Genomic DNA, 19302 nt, shown 5'->3' with positions numbered 1-19302 from the left:
CCACCCCGTCCGTCCGCCCGCGTGACCGTCCGTCCGTCCGCCCGCCGTCTGGAGGCCCCATGCCCCGCCCGTTCACGCTCTTCACCGGCCAGTGGGCCGACCTGCCGCTGGAGGAGGTCTGTCGGCTCGCCCGCGACTTCGGCTACGACGGCCTCGAACTCGCCTGCTGGGGAGACCACTTCGAGGTCGACAAGGCCCTCGCCGACCCGGCGTACCTCGCGGGGCGGCATGCCCTGCTCGACAAGTACGGCCTGAAGTGCTGGGCGATCTCCAACCACCTCGTGGGCCAGGGGGTCTGCGACCATCCGATCGACGAGCGGCACCAGGGCATCCTGCCGCCCCGGATCTGGGGCGACGGCGAACCCGAGGGCGTGCGGCGGCGGGCCGCCGCCGAGATGAAGGACACCGCGCGCGCCGCCGCCGCCTTCGGCGTCGACACCGTCATCGGCTTCACCGGCTCCTCCATCTGGCACCTGGTGGCCATGTTCCCGCCCGTGCCGGAGCGCATGATCGAGCGCGGCTACGAGGACTTCGCCGAGCGGTGGAACCCGGTCCTCGACGTCTTCGACGCCGAAGGGGTCCGCTTCGCCCACGAGGTCCACCCCGGGGAGATCGCCTACGACTACTGGACCACCCGCCGCGCCCTGGAGGCCGTCGACCACCGGCCGGCCTTCGGGCTCAACTTCGACCCCAGTCACTTCGTCTGGCAGGACCTCGACCCGGTCGGCTTCCTGTACGACTTCCGCGACCGGATCTACCACGTCGACTGCAAGGAGGCGCGCAAGCGCCTCGACGGGCGCAACGGGCGCCTCGGCTCCCACCTGCCGTGGGGCGACCCCAGGCGCGGCTGGGACTTCGTCTCCGCCGGTCACGGGGACGTGCCCTGGGAGGACGTCTTCCGTATGCTGCGGTCCATCGGCTACGCCGGCCCCGTGTCCGTCGAATGGGAGGACGCCGGCATGGACCGGCTCACCGGCGCGCCCGAGGCGCTGGCCCATCTGAAGCGGTTCGACTTCGACCCGCCGGCCGCCTCGTTCGACGCGGCGTTCTCCGGCGGCGACCGGTAGGAGCCGGCGGTCGGACCCGGTGGCGCGGGAAGCGCCACCGGGCGGTCCGGCCTGCCCGCGCACGGCTTTGTCCTGACGCAGGAGAAAGTTCGACCGATGTGCCGCGCAAGGGCTTTCCGTCGCGGACGAAGGCGGATACGGTCCCCTCACCGCACCCCGTACGACCCGCTTCCCCGTACGCCCCGCCTTCCCCGTACGCCCCCGGGTTCTCCGCCCCCACCCGGCGCCCGGACCGCCGAGACGGCCCCGCGCGCCGAAGCTGAAGCCGCAGCCGAAGACCCGCTCCCGCCGCCCGCCCCGCACCGGCGGCACCACGCCACCCCCACCCCAGCCCTCCACCCCCGCACCGAACGATCTGGCAAGGAGGCAGCCCGTGACTGACACCCACGTACGCACCGGAGTCTGGTTCGCCGGAGCGCGCGGCTCCGTGGCGACCACGGCCGTCGCCGGATGCGCCGCCGTCCGCGCCGGACTCCACCCCGCGACCGGCATGGTCACCGAGACGCACGCGTTCGCCGGCACCGGGCTGCCGTCCCTGGCCGCGCTCGTCTTCGGCGGCCACGACATCGTGTCCTGCCCGCTCCCCAAGCGCGCCGAGCAGCTCACCGGCGCCGGCGTCCTCCCGCACGGTCTCGCCGCCGCCGTCCATGCCGAACTCGCCGCCGCCGACGCCGAGATACGCACCGGCGGCCCCCTCCCGGACGACCCCCGCACCGACGCCGAGCTCGTCGCGGACCTCGCGGCCGACCTCGTCTCCTTCCGCGACCGGCACGCCCTGGCCCGCGTGGTCGTCGTCAACGTCTCCGCCACCGAACCCCCGCCCGCACCCGGCGCCGTACGCCTGCCGCCCAGCTCCCTCTACGCCTCCGCGGCCCTCCGGGCCGGCTGCCCGTACGTCGACTTCACCCCGTCCACCGGGCTGCGCGCCCCCGGTCTCACGGCCGCCGCGGCCGACGCCGGACTTCCGCACGCGGGCCGCGACGGCAAGACCGGCCAGACGCTCCTGCGCGCCGTGCTCGCCCCGATGTTCGTCCAGCGGGCCCTGGACGTGCGGGCCTGGTCCGGCACCAACCTGCTCGGCGGGGGAGACGGGGCGACGCTCGCCGACCCCGCCGCCGCGGCGGCGAAGAACGCCGGCAAGGAGCGCGTCCTCGCCGACACGCTCGGCCACCGGCCGGAGGGACAGGTCCACATCGACGACGTCCCCGCGCTCGGCGACTGGAAGACCGCCTGGGACCACATCGCCTTCGACGGCTTCCTCGGCACCCGGATGGTGCTCCAGACCATCTGGCAGGGCTGCGACTCCGCGCTCGCCGCGCCCCTCGTCCTCGACCTGGCCCGGCTCGTGGCCCGCGCCCACGAGGCCGGGCTCTCCGGACCGCTCCCGCAGCTCGGCTTCTACTTCAAGGACCCCGACGGCGGACCCTCCGGCCTCGCGGAGCAGTACGCCGCGCTCCTCGCCTTCGCCGACCGGCTGCGGGAGGCACGGTGACGCGCCCCGGTCGGCCGGACCGCACCCGGCAGCTCCGGGCCTGGGCCGAACTGCTGCGCGTCTCGGCGCTGTTCACCGTCCCCGGTGACGCGCTCGCCGGCGCCGCCGCCACCGGACTGCGGCCCGGACGGGGGACGGCGTACGCGATCGGCGCCTCGCTCTGCCTGTACGAGGCGGGCATGGCCCTCAACGACTGGGCCGACCGGAAGGAGGACGCCGTCGACCGCCCCGACCGCCCGCTGCCCTCCGGCCGCATCGCGCCGGCCGCCGCGCTCGGCGCCGCGGGCCTCCTCACCGCCGCCGGGCTCGCCCTCGCCTCCCGCGCCGGCCGCCCGGCCCTCTCCGTCGCCACCGCCCTCGCCGGCACCGTCTGGGCCTACGACCTGCGTCTCAAGCACACGCCCGCCGCGCCCGCCGCCATGGCCGCCGCCCGCGCCCTCGACCTCGTCCTCGGCGCCGCCGCCACCGGCGCGCCGCCCACGGCCGCGCGGCCCGGCGCGGACGCCCGTACCGTACGCCGGGTCGCGGCGCCCGCCGCCGCGCTCGCCGCCCACACGTACGCCGTCACCGCCGTGTCCCGGCACGAGGAGCGGGGCGGATCGACGCTCGCCCCGCTCGGGGCGCTCGCCGCGACGGGCGCCCTCGGCGCCGCCACCGCGCTGGGCGCGCTCCGGCGGCCCGGCGGCGCGGCGGCCCTCGCCCCGCTCGCGCCCGCCGCCCTGTACGCCGGCACCGCCGCCGTCCCCCTGCTGCACGCCGCCCTCCACCCGTCGCCGCCGCTCACCCGGCGCGCCGTCGGCGGCGGCATCCGCGCCCTGATCCCGCTCCAGGCCGCGCTCGCCGCCCGCGCCGGCGCCACCGGCACCGGCATCGGCCTGCTGGGGCTCGTCCCCCTCGCCCGCGCCCTCGCACGGAAGGTGAGCACCACATGACCGACCGGCCGCCGCTCCGCCTCGGATACGGCACCAACGGACTCACCGACCTCCGCCTCGACGACGCCCTCGCGCTCCTCGCCGACCTCGGCTACGACGGCGTCGGACTCACCCTCGACCACATGCACCTCGACCCGCTCGCGCCCGGCCTCGCCGCCCGCACCGCGACCGTCGCCCGCCGGCTCGGCGCGCTCGGGCTCACCGCGACCGTCGAGACCGGCGCCCGGTACGTGCTCGACCCGCGCCGCAAGCACGGCCCGTCCCTGCTCGACGCCGACCCCGAGGACCGGGCCGCCCGGATCCGGCTGCTGCGCACGGCCGTCGGCGTCGCGGCCGACCTCGGGGCGCACGCCGTGCACTGCTTCAGCGGCGTCACCCCGCCCGGCACCGACCCCGCCACGGCCTGGCGGCGGCTCACCGAGGCGCTGGAGCCCGTGCTCGACACGGCCGCCGCCGCGGGCGTGCCGCTCGCGATCGAACCCGAACCGGGCCACCTCCTCGCCACCCTCGCCGACTTCCACCGGCTGCGCGCCGCGCTCGGCGACCCCGCGCCGCTCGGCCTCACCCTCGACATCGGCCACTGCCAGTGCCTGGAGCCGGAGCCGCCCGCCGCGTGCGTCCGCGCGGCGGGACCCTGGCTGCGGCACGTGCAGATCGAGGACATGCGGCGCGGCGTCCACGAGCACCTGCCGTTCGGCGAGGGCGAGATCGACTTCCCGCCCGTCCTCGACGCCCTCGCGGCCGTCGGCTACCGGGGCCTCACCATCGTCGAACTGCCCCGCCACGCGCACGCCGGCCCGCGACTCGCCGCCGAGTCCGCCGCGTTCCTGCGGGCCGCCGCCGAGACCGCGGCGAAGGGAGCACCCGCATGCTGACGCCGCCGCCGTCCCGCACCGTCGACGCCCTCGCGGCCCGGCTGCCCGGCGACCCCGCCCGCGCCTGGCTCGCCGAAGCCCTCGCCGACGCCGCCCGGGCCGCGAGCACCCCGCCGGCCCCGTCCGCGCGCCCCGCCTGGGAGCTGCGCTTCGTCACCGCGGGCCGGCACTGCGGCCAGGACCACGCCGACGCCGTACGGGCGCTGCTGCTGACCGAGGCCCGGGCCGGCACGGAGACGCTGGCCCGGCTCTACCGGGAGGGCAGCGCCGCCGAGCGCCGCGCGGTGCTGCAGGCCCTGCCCGCCCTCGTCCCCGGCCCGGAGGCCGTCCCGCTCGTGGAGGACGCCCTGCGGACGCACGACACCCGGCTGATCGCCGCCGCCGTCGGCCCGTACGCCGCCGCCCACCTGGACCCGCACGCCTGGCGGCACGCCGTCCTGAAGTGCCTCTTCACCGGCGTACCGCTGACCGCCGTCGCGGACCTGGCGCGGCGCGCGGCCGGCGACGCGGACCTAGCCCGCATGCTCGCGGCCCTCGCCGCCGAACGCACCGCGGCCGGCCGCGACGTCCCCCGCGACCTCCGCCACGCCCTGACCCTGACCGGCGTACCGACCGAGGAGCCGTGATGCGCATCTTCGACCCCCACATCCACATGACGTCGCGCACCACCGACGACTACGAGGCGATGTGCGCGGCGGGCGTCCGCGCCGTGGTCGAACCGGCCTTCTGGCTCGGCCAGCCCCGCACCTCGCCCGCCAGCTTCCTCGACTACTTCGACGCGCTGCTCGGCTGGGAGCCGTTCCGCGCCGCCCAGTTCGGCATCGCCCACCACTGCGCGATCGCCCTCAACCCCAAGGAGGCCAACGACCCGCGCTGCACGCCCGTCCTCGACGAGCTGCCCCGCTACCTCGTCAAGGACTCCGTCGTCGCCGTCGGCGAGATCGGCTACGACGCCATGACCCCCGCCGAGGACACCGCCCTCGCCGCCCAGCTCCAGCTCGCCGCCGACCACGGCCTGCCCGCCCTCGTCCACACCCCGCACCGGGACAAGCTCGCCGGACTCCGCCGCACCCTGGACGTCGTCCGCGCGTCGGCGCTGCCCGTCGAGCGGACCCTCCTCGACCACCTCAACGAGACGACCGTCGCCGCCGCCCGGGACAGCGGCTGCTGGCTCGGCTTCTCCGTCTACCCCGACACCAAGATGGACCCCGACCGCATGGTCGCCGTCCTGCGGACCTACGGCACCGACAAGATCCTCGTCAACTCGGCCGCCGACTGGGGCAGAAGCGATCCGCTGAAGACCCGCGAGGTCGGCGACGCGATGCTCGCCGCCGGCTTCACCGACGACGACGTCGACCAGGTGCTGTGGCGCAACCCCGTCGCCTTCTACGGACTCAGCGGCCGGCTCCAGCTCGACGTCCCCGCCGCCCCGGAGGCCCTGCACGAGGGCAACTCCGTGCTGCGCGGCGGAGAATGACGAAGGAGGGACCCCCGTGCGCTTCCGCCACCCGGACGGCACCCTCGTCCACCTCTCCTACTGCACCAACGTCCACCCCGCCGAGACCCTGGACGGCGTCCTCGCCCAGCTCCGCGACCACTGCGAACCGGTGCGCCGACGGCTCGGCCGCGACCGGCTCGGCATCGGCCTCTGGCTCGCCAAGGACGCCGCCCACGCCCTCGTCGACGACCCGGTGGCGCTGCGCGGACTCCAGAACGAACTGGAACGCCGCGGCCTCGAGGTCGTCACCCTCAACGGCTTCCCCTACGAGGGGTTCGGCGCCGAAGCGGTGAAGCACCGCGTCTACCGACCCGACTGGACCGAACCGCAGCGCCTCGCCCACACCACCGACCTCGCCCGCCTCCTCGCCGCCCTGCTCCCCGACGACGTCACCGAGGGCAGCGTCTCCACCCTGCCGCTCGCCTGGCGCACCGGCTTCGACGCACGCGCCGCCGCCACCGCCCGGACCGCCCTCACCACCCTCACCGAACGGCTCGACGCCCTGGAGGAGCTGACCGGCAAGTCCGTGCGCGTCGCCCTCGAACCCGAACCGGGCTGCGTCGTGGAGACCACCGCCGACGCCCTCGCACCGCTCGCCGCCCTGCCCGGCGACCGCATCGGCGTCTGCGTCGACACGTGCCACCTCGCCACCTCCTTCGAGGACCCCGCCAGCGCGCTCGCCGCGCTCGACGCCGCCGGCATCCCCGTCCCCAAGGCCCAGCTCTCCACCGCCCTGCACGCCGAGCACCCCGACCGCCCCGAGGTCCGCGCCGCGCTCGCCGCCTTCGCCGAACCCCGCTTCCTGCACCAGACCCGCACCCGCACCGCCGCCGGACTCCACGGCACCGACGACCTCCCCGAAGCGCTCGCGGGCAACGCCCTGCCCGACACGGCCCCCTGGCGCGCCCACTTCCACGTCCCGCTGCACGCCCCGCCCGCCCCGCCGCTCACCTCCACGCTCCCCGTCCTGAAGGACGCCCTGGCCCGCCTGGTCGGCGGCGACCGTCCCCGCACCCGCCACCTGGAGGTGGAGACGTACACCTGGCCGGCGCTGCCGCCCGGAGCACGGCCCCGCACCCGGGGCCGCCTCGCCGACGGGATCGCCGCCGAACTCGCCCTCGCCCGCGACCTGCTCACCGACCTCGGCCTGAAGGAACTCCCGTGAAGGACCTCTCCCGTGAAGGACCTCCTGTGAAGGAACGCCCGTGACCGACGCGAAGACCCCGGCAGGCGGACGCCCGACGCCGCTCCTCGTCCTCGACGTCGTCGGCCTCACCCCCCGGCTCCTCGACCACATGCCCCGCCTCCGCGCCCTCGCCGACTCCGGTTCTCGGGCACCCCTCTCCACCGTGCTGCCCGCCGTCACCTGCTCCGCCCAGTCCACCTTCCTCACCGGCACCCTCCCCGCCGAGCACGGGATCGTCGGCAACGGCTGGTACTTCCGCGACCTCGGCGAGGTCCTGCTCTGGCGCCAGCACAACGGCCTGGTCGCCGGCGACAAGATCTGGGACGCCGCCCGCCGCGCCCACCCCGGCTACACCGTCGCCAACATCTGCTGGTGGTACGCGATGGGCGCCGACACCGACATCACCGTCACCCCCCGGCCCGTCTACCGCGCCGACGGCCGCAAGGAACCCGACTGCTACACCCGGCCCCCCGCCCTCCACGACGAACTCACCGCCGAACTGGGCACGTTTCCGCTCTTCCAGTACTGGGGGCCGGGCGCCTCGCTCGCCTCCAGCCGGTGGATCGCCGACGCCACCCGCCACATCATGCGCACCCGCCGCCCCGACCTGACGCTCTGTTACCTCCCGCACCTCGACTACGACCTCCAGCGATACGGCCCCGACGACCCGCGCTCGCTCCGCGCCGCCGCCGAACTCGACGCCGTCATCGGACCGCTGCTCGACGACGCGCGCGCCGAGGGCCGCACGGTCGTCGCCCTGTCCGAGTACGGGATCACCCGCGTCAGCCGGCCCGTCGACATCAACCGGGCCCTGCGCCGCGCCGGACTCCTCGACGTCCACACCCAGGACGGCATGGAGTACCTCGACCCGACGGTCTCCCGCGCGTTCGCCGTCGCCGACCACCAGCTCGCCCACGTCTACGTCCGCCGCCCCGAGGACCTCGCGGCCACCCGCGCCGTCCTCCAGGACCTGCCCGGCGTCGAACGCCTCCTCGACGACGAGGGAAAGAAGGCGCATGGCCTCGACCACCCCCGCTCCGGCGAACTCGTCGCCGTCGCCGCACCCGACGCCTGGTTCACGTACTACTACTGGCTGGACGACGCGCGGGCCCCCGACTTCGCGCGGCTCGTGGAGATCCACCGGAAGCCCGGCTACGACCCCGCCGAGCTCTTCCTGGACCCCGAGGACCCCTACGTACGGCTCAGGGCCGCGGCGGCCGTCGCCCGCAAGAAGGCCGGCCTGCGCTACCGCATGGCCGTCGTGCCACTGGACCCGTCACCCGTGCGCGGCAGCCACGGCCGGCTGCCCGCGAGCGACGACGACGGGCCGGTCATCCTCTGCTCCGCCCCCGGCGCCCTGCCCGGCCGCACCGAGGCCACCGAGGTGAAGCCGCTCCTGCTGCGGCTCGCCGGCCTCTCCTGAACCGGCGCGCCGCGCCCCGCACCGCCCGAGCGCCGAACCGCCCGGGCCCCGTACCGCCCGTGCGTCGAGCCGCCCGGGCCCCGTACCGCCACCCCCGTCCCGCCCGTATCCGGGAAACCCGCATGCCGTACCCCCGTCACCACGAAAGCGAGAACGCCGTGACCGCGTCCCCCGACGAGACCACCACCCCCGGCGACGCGCTGCGCCGCACCCTCGGTGTCAGCCGCCGCCGCTTCCTCAGCACCTGCACGGCCACCGCGGCCGTCGCGATCGCCGCCCCCGTCTTCGGCGCCTCGCCCGCCCTGGCGCAGACCCCGCCCGCGCCGGCCGGCGACCGGGGCCGCTCGGCGCTCGTCCCGCCGGACAAGCGCGGTCTGATCCTCTACACCGTCCGGGACGCGGTGGCACGCGACCCGCTCGCCTCCGACCTGCCGTCCGGCTTCCGCGAGGTGTTCCGGCAGCTCGCCCGGTACGGCTACCGGCAGGTCGAGTTCGCCGGCTACCGCCAGCACGCCAACGCCCCCGGCGGCGCGGACCTCGGCACCGTCGAGGGCGCGCGGCTGATGCGCTCCTGGCTCGACGAGTACGGGCTCCGCGCCCAGGGCAGCCACGGCTTCATCCCGGGCTCCTGGCCGCTCACCCCCGCCGACCTGGACGCCTTCCGGCGCGCCCTGGAGATCGCCAACATCCTCGGCATGGAGCACATGGGCACCGGCGGCGACCCCACCAACAGCCCCTACCGCGCCGACTGGGACGTCGCCGCCGAGAAGTGGAACACCCTGGGCGCCCTCGCCGCCCGCGAGGGGATCAAGCTCTACACCCACAACCACGACAGCGCCTACGACTTCCTCCTCGACGGCGGGCCGCTCGACGCCCAGGGCCGGCCGACCCGCAGCTCCGGCATCCGCAAGCTGGAGTACTTCCTGGAGGTCAGCGACCCCAGAAGCGTCTACCTGGAGCTGGACGTCTTCTGGGCCCACGTCGCCCAGTACAAGTTCCACACCTACACCGCCCACGACGGCTCCCGGCAGGAGAACGTCTTCGACCCCGCCGGGCTCGTGGTCCGCCACACGCCCCGCTTCCCCCTCTTCCACGCCAAGGACGGCGTGATCAACCCGCAGAGCGGCATGGGCTACGACATGGTGCCCTTCGGTACCGGCGACATCGACTACCGGCGGTTCTTCACCCGCGTCGGGGCGAAGAACCGGCACCACCCGATGGTCGAGCAGGACACCGCGCCGAGCGCCACCGTCCCCGGCCAGTCGCTGGAGTACGCCCGCATCGGCTACGACAACCTCGCCGCGCTCCGTGCCCACCGCTGACCGCGACGCACCGACCCCCGCACCCGCAGTGAAGGAGTACCGCGTGCGCAACCGACGGATCGTCACCCTCCTGGGCACGGCGGCCCTGGCCGCCGCCCTCGGGGTGCTGCCGCTGCCCCCCGTCCAGGCCACCACCCCGACGGAGGCGGCCCCGGCAGCCTCGTCCGCCGCCCCCGCCTTCCAGAAGGTCACCCTCAACGACCGGCCGGGCGAGCCCATGGCCCTCGCCGTCCTGCCCGACCGGCGCGTCCTGCACACCGCCCGCACCGGCGAGATCCGCATCCACGACCCGGAGAGCGGCGTGAACTTCCTCGCCGCCGACATGAAGAAGAGCCCCGCCGGGCTCTACCAGCACGACGAGGAGGGCGTCCAGGGCATCGCCGTCGACCCCGACTTCGCCCGGAACCACTGGGTCTACCTCTACTACTCGCCCCGCCTCTCCACCCCCGTGGACGACCCGGCCACCCCCGGCGTCAACGAGGGCGACGCCCCGCAGACCGGCACGCCGGCCGACTTCGCCCCGTACGAGGGCTACACCCGCCTCTCCCGCTTCAAGCTCACGGGGAACAAGCTGGACTACGCCTCCGAGCAGAAGATCATCGACATCCCCGCCGACCGCGGCCTCTGCTGCCACGTCGGCGGCAAGATCGACTTCGACCACCGGGGCAATCTCTTCCTGTCGACCGGCGACGACTCCAACCCGTTCTCCTCGGACGGCTACGCCCCGATCGACGACCGCCCCGACCGCAACCCCGCCTACGACGCCCGCCGCACCTCCGGCAACACGAACGACCTGCGCGGCAAGGTGCTCCGCATCAAGGTCAAGCGCGACGGCGGCTATGTGATCCCCGACGGCAACCTCTTCGCCCCCGGCACCCCGAAGACCCGCCCCGAGATCTACGCCATGGGCCTGCGCAACCCCTTCCGCTTCGGCGTCGACAAGCGGACCGGCGAGGTCTACGTCGGCGACTACTCGCCCGACGCCCAGAAGGCCAGCCCGGACCGCGGCCCCGCCGGCCACGGCCGCTGGATGGTCATCGACCGCCCCGCCAACTACGGCTGGCCGTTCTGCGTGAGCCAGGACATGCCGTACCAGGACTACGACTTCGCCACCAAGAAGTCGAGCGGCGCCTTCGACTGCGCCGCCCCCGTCAACGACTCGCGCCACAACACCGGCCTCGACCGGCTGCCGCCCGTCGAGGACGCCGAGATCATCTACGGCTACGGCGCCTCCGCGCAGTTCCCGCAGCTCGGCACCGGCGGCATCGGCCCCATGGGCGGCCCCGCCTACCGCTACGACAAGCACAACACCGCCGAGAACCGCTGGCCCGCCTCCCTCGCCGGCAAGCCGCTCTTCTACGAGTGGACCCGCGACCAGATGAAGGCCCTCACCCTCGGCAAGCGCAACGAGGTGCTGGCCATCGACGACGCCGTGCCCGGCATCCGCACCGACGGACCCATCGACGCCGAGTTCGGCCCCGACGGCGCGCTCTACGTCCTGGAGTACGGCACCGGCTACTTCGCCGAACTGCCCGAGGCCCAGCTCTCCCGCATCGACTACCTCCGGGGCAACAGCACCCCCGAGCCCAAGGCCGCCGCCGACGTCGTCAACGGCGTCAACCCGCTGACGGTCCGCTTCTCCGCCGCCGGCACCAAGGACGCCGACGGGGACGCCCTCCGCTACGCCTGGGACTTCGACGCCGACGGCACCGTGGACTCCACCCAGGCCGACCCCACCCACACCTACACCACGAACGGCGTCTTCGAGGCCACCCTCAACGTCACCGACAGCACCGGCCGCTCCGCCGCCACCGCCGTCCAGGTGGTCGTCGGCAACAAGGCACCGGTCGTCTCCCTCACCACCGACCCCGCCCCGCACGGAGGCACCGCCTTCCACTGGGGCGACACGGTCACCTGGCGGGTCGACGTCACCGACGACCAGCCGGTCGACTGCGCCAAGGTCACCGTCTCCTTCATCCTCGGCCACGACTCCCACGGCCACCCGCTCTCCACGAGCACCGGCTGCTCGGGCTCCTTCCGGACCTTCGTGGACGGCGGCCACGCCGGCGCCGACAACCTGAAGGCCGTCTTCAACGCCTCGTACAAGGACACGCCCCCGGCGGGACTCCCGTCCCTCTCGGGCAGTGCGGAGGTGGCCCTGACCCCGGCCGACTGACCTCCGCCGCGCGCGCCACGGGCCCCCGGGACGGCAGCGCCGCCCCGGGGGCCCGACGGCGCCGCGCGGCCACGCCGCGCCGCTGCCGCCGGGCGCCCGGCACCGGTCCTACGGTGGGGCGATGCGATCCGTACCGCTCTGGGCCCTGGTCTCGTCGGGGTGCGCCCCCGTCCTGCTCATCGCCGGCTGGGCCGTCGCCGGGCACCTCGAAGGTTCCGCCTACGACCCCGTCACCCAGAGCATCAGCGTCCTCGCCGCCTACGGCGCCCCCGGCTTCTGGGTGATGACCTCGGCCCTCTTCGGCCTCGGCGTCTGCCACCTGGTGACCGCGTGCGGGCTGCGCGCCGCCGTCCGCGCCGGCCGGCTCGCGCTGGCCGGCGGAGGCGTGGCGGCGGTGCTCGTCTCCCTCGTCCCCACCCCCGCCAGCGGCGGCTCGCTCCGCCACGGCTCGCTCGCCGCCGTCGGCTTCACCCTCCTCGCCCTGTGGCCGGTCCTCGCCGCCCGCAGGGACCGCACCGCCCCCTGGGGGCTGCGCCTCGCCCCCGCGCTCACCGCCACCGCGCTGATGGGCGCGGGCGCGCTCTGGTTCCTCGTCGAGACCACCCGGCAGGGCCCGGCGGGCCTCGCGGAACGCCTGGTGACCTGCGTCCAGTCGGGCTGGCCGCTCGTGGTCGTCGCCTCCTGCCTCCGCCACCCGGCGCCCGCGACGGACGAACGGGGCGAGCGCGCGGCCGAGGGGGGCTGAAGGCCAGGGGCGGAGGGCGAAGTCCGTCACCACGGCCGCGGACCGAGCGCCCCGCACCGGCCGGCGGGGCGCCGACTTTCGGACGCGTGTGACGGGGCGTCATGCGAGGGCGGGCCGATCACCCCGGGCCGCACACGGGGCCCCTGACCAGTCCGCTCTCCCGGAACGCCGCCGCCGGCGGCGCCACGGCCGGGCGCGCCCGGTCCGGAAAGTGGCTCAGAGGCGGCGTGTCGGGGCGCGGACGGCTGGGCTACCTTCGCCCTTCCGTACTCCGATGGGGAGGTCACGTGCGCGCTCTCGTCTATCTCGGCCCGGGCTCCGCCGCCCTGCGGGACCGGCCCGCCGCACAGCCCGTGAACGGTGACGATGTCGTCGTCGAGGTCGTCGGAACGGGGATCTGCGGGACCGACCGCAAGATCCTGCTCGGCCGCTTCCCGGCCCGGCCGGGCGTGGTCCTCGGCCACGAGTCGGTGGGCGTGGTCCGGGCCACCGGGCCCGCCGTGCGCGCCCTCGCCGAGGGCGACCGGGTCGTGGTCAACCCCACGCTGTACTGCGGCTGGTGCGTCCCGTGCCGGCGGGGGGCGACCAACTTCTGCCGCCACAAGGCCGGGACCGAGGTCGGGGTCGACCGCGACGGCACGTACGCCGAGACCGTGACCCTGCCGGAACGATTCGTCGTACCGCTGCCGGCCGGGCTGTCCTTCCGCGCCGCGGTCCTCGTCGAACCGCTGGCGTGCGTCCTGAACAACGTCGAGGCCGCCGCCCTCACCGTCGACGACACCGCCGTCGTGCTCGGCGCGGGCCCCATCGGCATGCTCACCGCGCTCGTCGCCGCCCGCCAGGCGCGCCGGGTCACCGTCGCCGAGCCCGACCCCTACCGCCTGGAACGGGCCCGCGAGCAGTTCCCGCACGTGGTCGACGTGGCCGGGGCGGACCCCGCCGAGGCCGTGCTCAAGGCGTCCGACGGCGAGCGCCCCTCCGTCGTCCTCGACACCACCGGAGTCGGCCTGGACGCGGCGCTGCGGCTGATCGACGACGGCGGCCGGATCGTGCTGATGGGGTTCGACGATGCGTACACCGTGCCGCTGCGGCCCCTCCCGCTCACCAACCGCGGCATCCGGCTCATCGGCGCCGGCGACTTCCGCGCCGACACCTTCCCCGTCGCCGTCGACCTCGCCGCCGAACTCGCCGGGCGGGCCGGCGGCGGCGCGTCCTTCCTGGAACGCCTGGTCACCCACGAGTTCCCGCTCGAACGGTACGAGGACGCCTTCGCCGCGCTCGGCGGACTCGACCCCCACGGCCCTCCCGGCGCCGGCGGCCCGACGGCCGGGCCGTCCCACCGGTACGACGCGCTCAAGGTCGTCATCCGGTCGCACACCGGCCCGGTCGGCGCCGACGGCTGGCCGGTGGGCGCGTGAGCGCCCCCCGCTTCGGGTCCCTCGAATCCGGCGGGACCAAGGTCGTCTGCCTGGTCGGCTCGGCCCCCGACCGGATCGAGGCGGAAGTCCGCTTCCCGACCGGCGAACCCGCCCCCACCCTCGCCCGGGCCATCGCCTTCTTCCAGGAGCGGGCCGCCGCCGGACCGCTCGACGCGGTCGGCATCGCCTCCTTCGGGCCCCTCGAACTCCGCCCGGGACACCCCCGGTTCGGCCACCTCGCCGCCACCCCCAAACCCGGCTGGTCCGGCGTGGACGTCGCCGGCCCCGTCGCCGCCGCGCTCGGCGTCCCGGTGGGCATCGACACCGACGTGAACGGCGCCGCCCTCGGCGAGGGCCGCTGGGGCGCGGCACGCGGCCTCGACACGTACGCCTACGTCACCGTGGGCACCGGCATCGGCGCCGGCACGGTCATCGGCGGCCGGGTCGTCAGCGGCCTGGTCCACACCGAGACGGGCCACCTCGCCGTGCCCCGGATCGCCGGCGACGCCTTCCCCGGCTCCTGCCCCTTCCACGGCGACTGCTGGGAAGGGCTCGCCGGCGGCGAGGCCATGGCCGCCCGCTGGGGCGCCCCCGCCGAGGAACTGACCGGCGACACGCTCCGCGCGGCCCTCCGCCTGGAGGCCGCCTACCTGGCCGCCGGACTCCGCACCATCGTCTACACCACCGCGCCGCAGCGGATCGTCATCGGCGGCGGCGTCGCCGCACTCCCCGGCCTGTTCCCGCTGATCCGCGCCGAACTGGCCACCGCGCTCGCCGGCTACCCCGGACTGCCCGAGCACACGGCCGAGGACTTCGTGGTCCCGGCCCGGCTCGGCCGGCTCGCCGGGCCCGCCGGCGGACTGGTCCTCGCGGCCGACGCGGCCGCCGCCGCCCGCCGGGCCCGCCCCGGCGCTGACCCGTCGGAGGGAATCCGCGCATGACGGAGGGACACCGCCGACCGGTACGGCCCCCGTGCCGGGCAGGCTGGCCGGTGTGACCCGCCCCGGCCCGCCGGACCTCCTCGATCCGGCCACGCACACCTGGCTCACCCGGCACGCCCTGCCGGGCGCCCGGCTGCACGCCGTGGACCCGCTGCCCGGCGGGTTCACCAACGACATGGCGCTGCTCACCGCCGCGACCACCGGTGCGCGCGGCACCGAACGGTACGTGCTGCGCCGCCACCGGCCGCACGGCGGACGCGTCCCGCGCAACAGCTGCGCCGTCGAGGCCGCCGTCCTGGCCCGGGCGGCGGCCCGGGCCGTGCCCGTCACCGCGGTGGTCGCGGCCGACCCGCACGGCCGGGCCACCGGCCGCCCCACCCTGCTCTACCGGTACGTGGACGGCCTCCCGCTCAGCCACGTTCTCGCGGACGACCCGGCGCCCGGCGACGCCCGCGCGCTCGGCCAGGCCGTCGGCGAGGTGCTGGCGCGGATCGGCTGGATCACCCTGCGCGGCCCCGGCGGCTTCGGCGACCCGTCGCTCGAGCCGGACCCGGCCGCCCCGCACCCGCTCGGCGACCTCCCGGGCTTCGTCGACCACTGCCTGGCCACCGCCCACCCGGACGGCCCGCTCAGCGCCGCCGACGCGGACGTGCTGCGCGCCCTCGCCCGGGAAGGACGCCGGGTGCTCGCCGCCGTCGCCGGCGAACGCGGTCTGGTCCACTGCGACTTCAACCCGAAGAACGTCCTGGTCGCCCGGCGCGCCGGGCGCTGGGAGGTGGCCGCGGTGCTCGACTGGGAGCTCGCCTTCAGCGGCTCCCCGCTCTTCGACGTCGGGAACATGCTGCGCTTCGCCCACGAGTACCCGCCCGCCTTCGCCACCGGCTTCGTCGAGGGCTTCCGGGCCGGGCACGGCCGGCTCCCGGCGGACTGGCCGCTGATCAGCCGCACGCTGGACCTCTTCGCGCTCGCCGACATCCTCACCGCACCGCCCGACCCCGCCTACTTCGCCCGCGCCCGGACGGTGCTCCACCGGGCCGCGGCCGACCGGCACTGACCCCCCGTTCCCCACCGTTCACAGGAGTCCTCTCACGGAATCCCCATTTCCCGTGAATGGATCAAGAAATGCGGCCGATTCGCGTCGGACAAGCAACGCGGAAATGGCGGAGAAGTGACGTGGGGCCTTCTTCTCACCCCCGGAAGGGGCGGGTTAGTCTGCCGGGAGCGAACCGGAAGAAGACCCTTTTTCGAGGGAGAATTCCACCGTGGTGAACGGAACTCCGGAAGACGCCCTGAAGACGATGACGCCGACCGTCCGCTGCAACGGCACCCCGCCCACGCCCGCGCTCCGCGAAGGCCCGTACTACAAGCCCGACACCCCCCTGCGCACCAGCTTCCGCGACGACGCGGCGGGCGGGACCCCACTGCTGCTGCACGGCGCCGTCGTCACCCCCGAGGGCAAGCCGATCGGCGGCACCCTCCTCGACTTCTGGCAGGTCGGGGACGAGGGGGTCTACGACGACGACGGATTCCGGCTGCGCGGCCACCAGTTCGCCGACGCCGACGGACGGTGGCGCCTGGAGACCGTCCTGCCGGCCGTGTACCCGGGCCGGACCCGGCACGTGCACGTGAAGGTGCAGCCGCCCGGCGGCACCGTCCTGACCACGATGCTGTATTTCCCGGGCGAGCGCCGGAACCACCTCGACAAGTATTTCCGGCCGGAATGCCTGATGGACGTGCGGGAGACCTCCGAGGGGTGGGAAGCGGCCTTCACCTTCGTCCTCGACGTGTGAACGGGACGCATTCCACCGGCGGGCGCGGAACCCGTTTCTCCGCTGCCCGGAAAAACCGAGACCCGCGGTCCGCCGGTCCGCGGGACGGACGCCGACAGGAGACCCATGGCCGACCTGGTACGTGACCAGCGCGAGACCCACAGCGAGCCGCCCGGCCCCGGCGGCGGCACGCCCCGCGGCGGCGCGGCCCGCGGCGACGTCCGCGCCGACGCCCTCGACTACGCCAGGACCCACCTGTACTACCCGGTCACCGCGTACGAGATGGACCACGGCGAAGGCGTCCACCTCTACGACACCGACGGCAACGAGTACCTCGACTGCGCCTCCGGGACCTTCAACCTCAGCCTCGGCTACGGCCACCCCGAAGTGGTCAAGGCCATGCGCGACCAGACGGAACGGCTGGTCCACAGCACCTCCACCTTCCAGACCGCCCCCGTCAACGCGCTGGTCCGCCGCCTGGTCGAGATCACCCCGCCCAACCTCACCAAAGTGCACCTCAAGGTGTCCGGCGGCTCCACCGCCAACGAGGGCGCGGTCAAGATGGCACAGATCGCCACCGGCCGGCGCGACGTGGTCACCCTGTTCCGCAGCCACCACGGCCAGACCATGATGACGACCACCATGTCCGGCGAGTCGTTCCGCAAGGCGCCCTTCCCGCACCTGATGCCGGGCGTCCTCCAGGTGCCCGACCCGTACTGCCTGCGCTGCTTCTACCGCCAGGCGGGCCCCGACAGCTGCGGCATGCTGTGCGTGGAACGCATCAACGACTTCCTCGACCATGCCAGCTCCGGCAGCGTCGCCTGCGTCGTCGTGGAACCCGTCTCCGGCAGCGGCGGCAACATCGTGCCCCCCGACGGCTATCTCGCCGCGCTGCGCGCCCTGTGCGACGAACGGGGCATCGCCCTCGTCTTCGACGAGATCCAGACCGGCATCGGCCGGATCGGCCGGATGTTCGCCGCCGAGCACTACGGCGTCCGCCCCGACATCCTCACCACCGCCAAGGGACTCGGCGGCTCGGGCGCCCAGATCGCGGCCATCGTCGCCGACGAGCGGTTCTCCGGCCTCAGCAGCGACCACCACTCCTTCACCTACGGCGGCAACGTCCTCGCCGCCGCCGCGGCCGTCGCCACCCTCGACGTCATCGGCCGCCCCGGCTTCCTGGAGAACGTCCGGCAGGTCGGCGCCCACCTCATGGAACGGCTCGCCGCGCTCGCCGCCCGGCACCGCTGCGTCGTCGACGTCCGCGGCCTCGGCCTGATGATCGGCATCGAGATCGGCGACGACCGGGGGAACCCGCACAGCGAACGCGCCCAGCACCTCGCCCGGCGCGGCATGGACCACGGCCTGATCCTCCGCACCTCCCGCTACGGCCGGGGCAACGTCATCAAGATCCGCCCGCCGCTGATCCTCACCCACGAGGAGGCCGACCTGCTCTGCGACCGCCTCGACGCCCTCTTCGCCGCCGAGGCCGACGCGTGAGCGCCCCCGGCCACGGCGGGCCGCCCACCGCCGACGCCATGCGCGCGTACGTCACGGGCCTGGCCGGCGCCGTCCGCGACGCCGTCCTGGACGCCCGGCACCAGCACGGCAGCCGGCTCGTCCGCGGCCACTCGCCCGGCGGCGACGCCCAGTTCGGCCTCGACGAGGTCGCCGAGGCCGCCGTCTGGAAGTACATCGCCGGCCACGACCTGTCCGTCGCCGTCTACTCCGAGGACCGCGGACTCCAGTACCACGGCACCGACCCCGCCCACCTCCTCGTCGTCGACCCGATCGACGGCACCCGGCCCGCCGTCGCCGGCCTGGAGTCGGCCACCGTCTCCGTCGCGGTCGCCCGCATGACCGACCAGCCGCGCATCGCCGACGTCGAGCACGCGCTGCTCATGGAGCTGAGCTCCGGCGCTCACCTCTACGGCGACCTCACGACGCCCGGCATCACCGCGCACGGCTACGACCACCCCGTGCCGGCCCTCACCCGCACCACCGACCCCGCCCGGATGTTCTGGTCCCTGGAGTTCAACGGCCACCCCGCCCGGCTCATGACGGAGGCGTACGGCCACCTCGTCGACCGCTCCGCCAACACCGGCGGCGTCTTCGTCTTCAACAGCGCCACCTGGTCCATCTCCCGGCTGCTCACCGGCCAGCTCGACGCCTACGTCGACATCGGCAACCGGCTGCTGCGCGACGACCCCGCGCTGCTCCCCGAGTTCGAGCGCGCCGGCAACGGCCGGGTCCTGCACCTCTTCCCGTACGACATCGCGGCGGCCGTCTTCCTCGCCGAACGGGCCGGCGCCGTCATCACCGACGGCTACGGCCGGCCGCTCGGCGACACGGTCCTCACCGACCTGAGCGTCGCCAACCAGCGCTCCTGCGTGGCCGCGTCCACGCCCGAACTCCACCAGGCCCTGCTCACGTCGATCCGATGGAGGAAGTGACGCCG

General features: G+C 75.1%; 17 protein-coding genes. All 17 read left to right on the top strand.

Going from position 1 to position 19302, the window contains the following annotated elements; genetic code table 11:
* Window positions 1-59: 59 nt before the first annotated feature.
* Window positions 60-1067 carry a sugar phosphate isomerase/epimerase family protein gene (locus ACFVQZ_RS01040; RefSeq protein ID WP_383618591.1) on the top strand — a complete coding sequence of 336 codons (1008 nt, stop codon included), beginning with the start codon at window positions 60-62 and terminating at the stop codon, window positions 1065-1067.
* Between the two features lie 373 nt (window positions 1068-1440).
* Window positions 1441-2559, top strand: coding sequence for an inositol-3-phosphate synthase (locus tag ACFVQZ_RS01035; protein WP_383618590.1), 1119 nt, complete (start codon window positions 1441-1443; stop codon window positions 2557-2559).
* Complete coding sequence (locus ACFVQZ_RS01030; protein WP_383618589.1) at window positions 2556-3491, top strand: SCO3242 family prenyltransferase; 936 nt, start codon at window positions 2556-2558, stop codon at window positions 3489-3491. The genes ACFVQZ_RS01035 and ACFVQZ_RS01030 overlap by 4 nt, the downstream gene beginning before the upstream one ends.
* Complete coding sequence (locus ACFVQZ_RS01025) at window positions 3488-4366, top strand: TIM barrel protein (protein WP_036413830.1); 879 nt, start codon at window positions 3488-3490, stop codon at window positions 4364-4366. The genes ACFVQZ_RS01030 and ACFVQZ_RS01025 overlap by 4 nt, the downstream gene beginning before the upstream one ends.
* A complete protein-coding gene (locus tag ACFVQZ_RS01020) occupies window positions 4360-4992 on the top strand; it encodes an EboA domain-containing protein (RefSeq protein WP_383618588.1) in 633 nt (210 codons plus the stop codon). The genes ACFVQZ_RS01025 and ACFVQZ_RS01020 overlap by 7 nt, the downstream gene beginning before the upstream one ends.
* Window positions 4992-5843, top strand: a complete 852-nt coding sequence (locus tag ACFVQZ_RS01015) for a TatD family hydrolase (RefSeq protein ID WP_383618587.1) — start codon at window positions 4992-4994, stop codon at window positions 5841-5843. Before ACFVQZ_RS01020 ends, ACFVQZ_RS01015 begins: the two co-directional genes overlap by 1 nt.
* A gap of 16 nt (window positions 5844-5859) precedes the next feature.
* Window positions 5860-7029 carry a metabolite traffic protein EboE gene (gene eboE / locus ACFVQZ_RS01010; RefSeq protein ID WP_383618586.1) on the top strand — a complete coding sequence of 390 codons (1170 nt, stop codon included), beginning with the start codon at window positions 5860-5862 and terminating at the stop codon, window positions 7027-7029.
* A gap of 40 nt (window positions 7030-7069) precedes the next feature.
* Window positions 7070-8473: a nucleotide pyrophosphatase/phosphodiesterase family protein gene (locus ACFVQZ_RS01005; RefSeq protein WP_030493211.1), complete on the top strand. Its 1404-nt coding sequence runs from the start codon at window positions 7070-7072 to the stop codon at window positions 8471-8473.
* Window positions 8474-8631: 158 nt separating this feature from the next.
* Entirely contained in the window at window positions 8632-9795 is a 1164-nt protein-coding gene (locus ACFVQZ_RS01000) for a sugar phosphate isomerase/epimerase family protein (RefSeq protein ID WP_030493212.1), read from the top strand.
* Window positions 9796-9838: 43 nt separating this feature from the next.
* On the top strand, window positions 9839-11971 hold the full coding sequence (locus ACFVQZ_RS00995) for a PQQ-dependent sugar dehydrogenase (RefSeq protein ID WP_383618585.1): 2133 nt from the start codon (window positions 9839-9841) through the stop codon (window positions 11969-11971).
* A gap of 121 nt (window positions 11972-12092) precedes the next feature.
* Window positions 12093-12716: a DUF998 domain-containing protein gene (locus tag ACFVQZ_RS00990; protein WP_383618584.1), complete on the top strand. Its 624-nt coding sequence runs from the start codon at window positions 12093-12095 to the stop codon at window positions 12714-12716.
* Between the two features lie 287 nt (window positions 12717-13003).
* Window positions 13004-14134 carry a zinc-binding dehydrogenase gene (locus ACFVQZ_RS00985; RefSeq protein ID WP_383618583.1) on the top strand — a complete coding sequence of 377 codons (1131 nt, stop codon included), beginning with the start codon at window positions 13004-13006 and terminating at the stop codon, window positions 14132-14134.
* Complete coding sequence (locus tag ACFVQZ_RS00980; protein WP_383618582.1) at window positions 14131-15075, top strand: ROK family protein; 945 nt, start codon at window positions 14131-14133, stop codon at window positions 15073-15075. Before ACFVQZ_RS00985 ends, ACFVQZ_RS00980 begins: the two co-directional genes overlap by 4 nt.
* Before the next feature lie 52 nt (window positions 15076-15127).
* Window positions 15128-16129, top strand: a complete 1002-nt coding sequence (locus tag ACFVQZ_RS00975; RefSeq protein WP_383618581.1) for a phosphotransferase — start codon at window positions 15128-15130, stop codon at window positions 16127-16129.
* A 208-nt stretch (window positions 16130-16337) separates the two neighbouring features.
* Window positions 16338-16865: a hypothetical protein gene (locus tag ACFVQZ_RS00970; protein WP_383618580.1), complete on the top strand. Its 528-nt coding sequence runs from the start codon at window positions 16338-16340 to the stop codon at window positions 16863-16865.
* A gap of 105 nt (window positions 16866-16970) precedes the next feature.
* A complete protein-coding gene (locus ACFVQZ_RS00965; protein WP_383618579.1) occupies window positions 16971-18344 on the top strand; it encodes an aspartate aminotransferase family protein in 1374 nt (457 codons plus the stop codon).
* Window positions 18341-19297, top strand: coding sequence for an inositol monophosphatase family protein (locus ACFVQZ_RS00960; protein ID WP_383618578.1), 957 nt, complete (start codon window positions 18341-18343; stop codon window positions 19295-19297). The genes ACFVQZ_RS00965 and ACFVQZ_RS00960 overlap by 4 nt, the downstream gene beginning before the upstream one ends.
* Window positions 19298-19302 lie beyond the last annotated feature (5 nt).

The sequence above is a fragment of the Streptomyces sp. NPDC057854 genome (assembly GCF_042797055.1).
Classification (GTDB): domain Bacteria; phylum Actinomycetota; class Actinomycetes; order Streptomycetales; family Streptomycetaceae; genus Streptomyces.
Note: the sequence above shows the minus strand (reverse complement) of the source record. Positions and strands in the feature narration are given on the sequence as shown.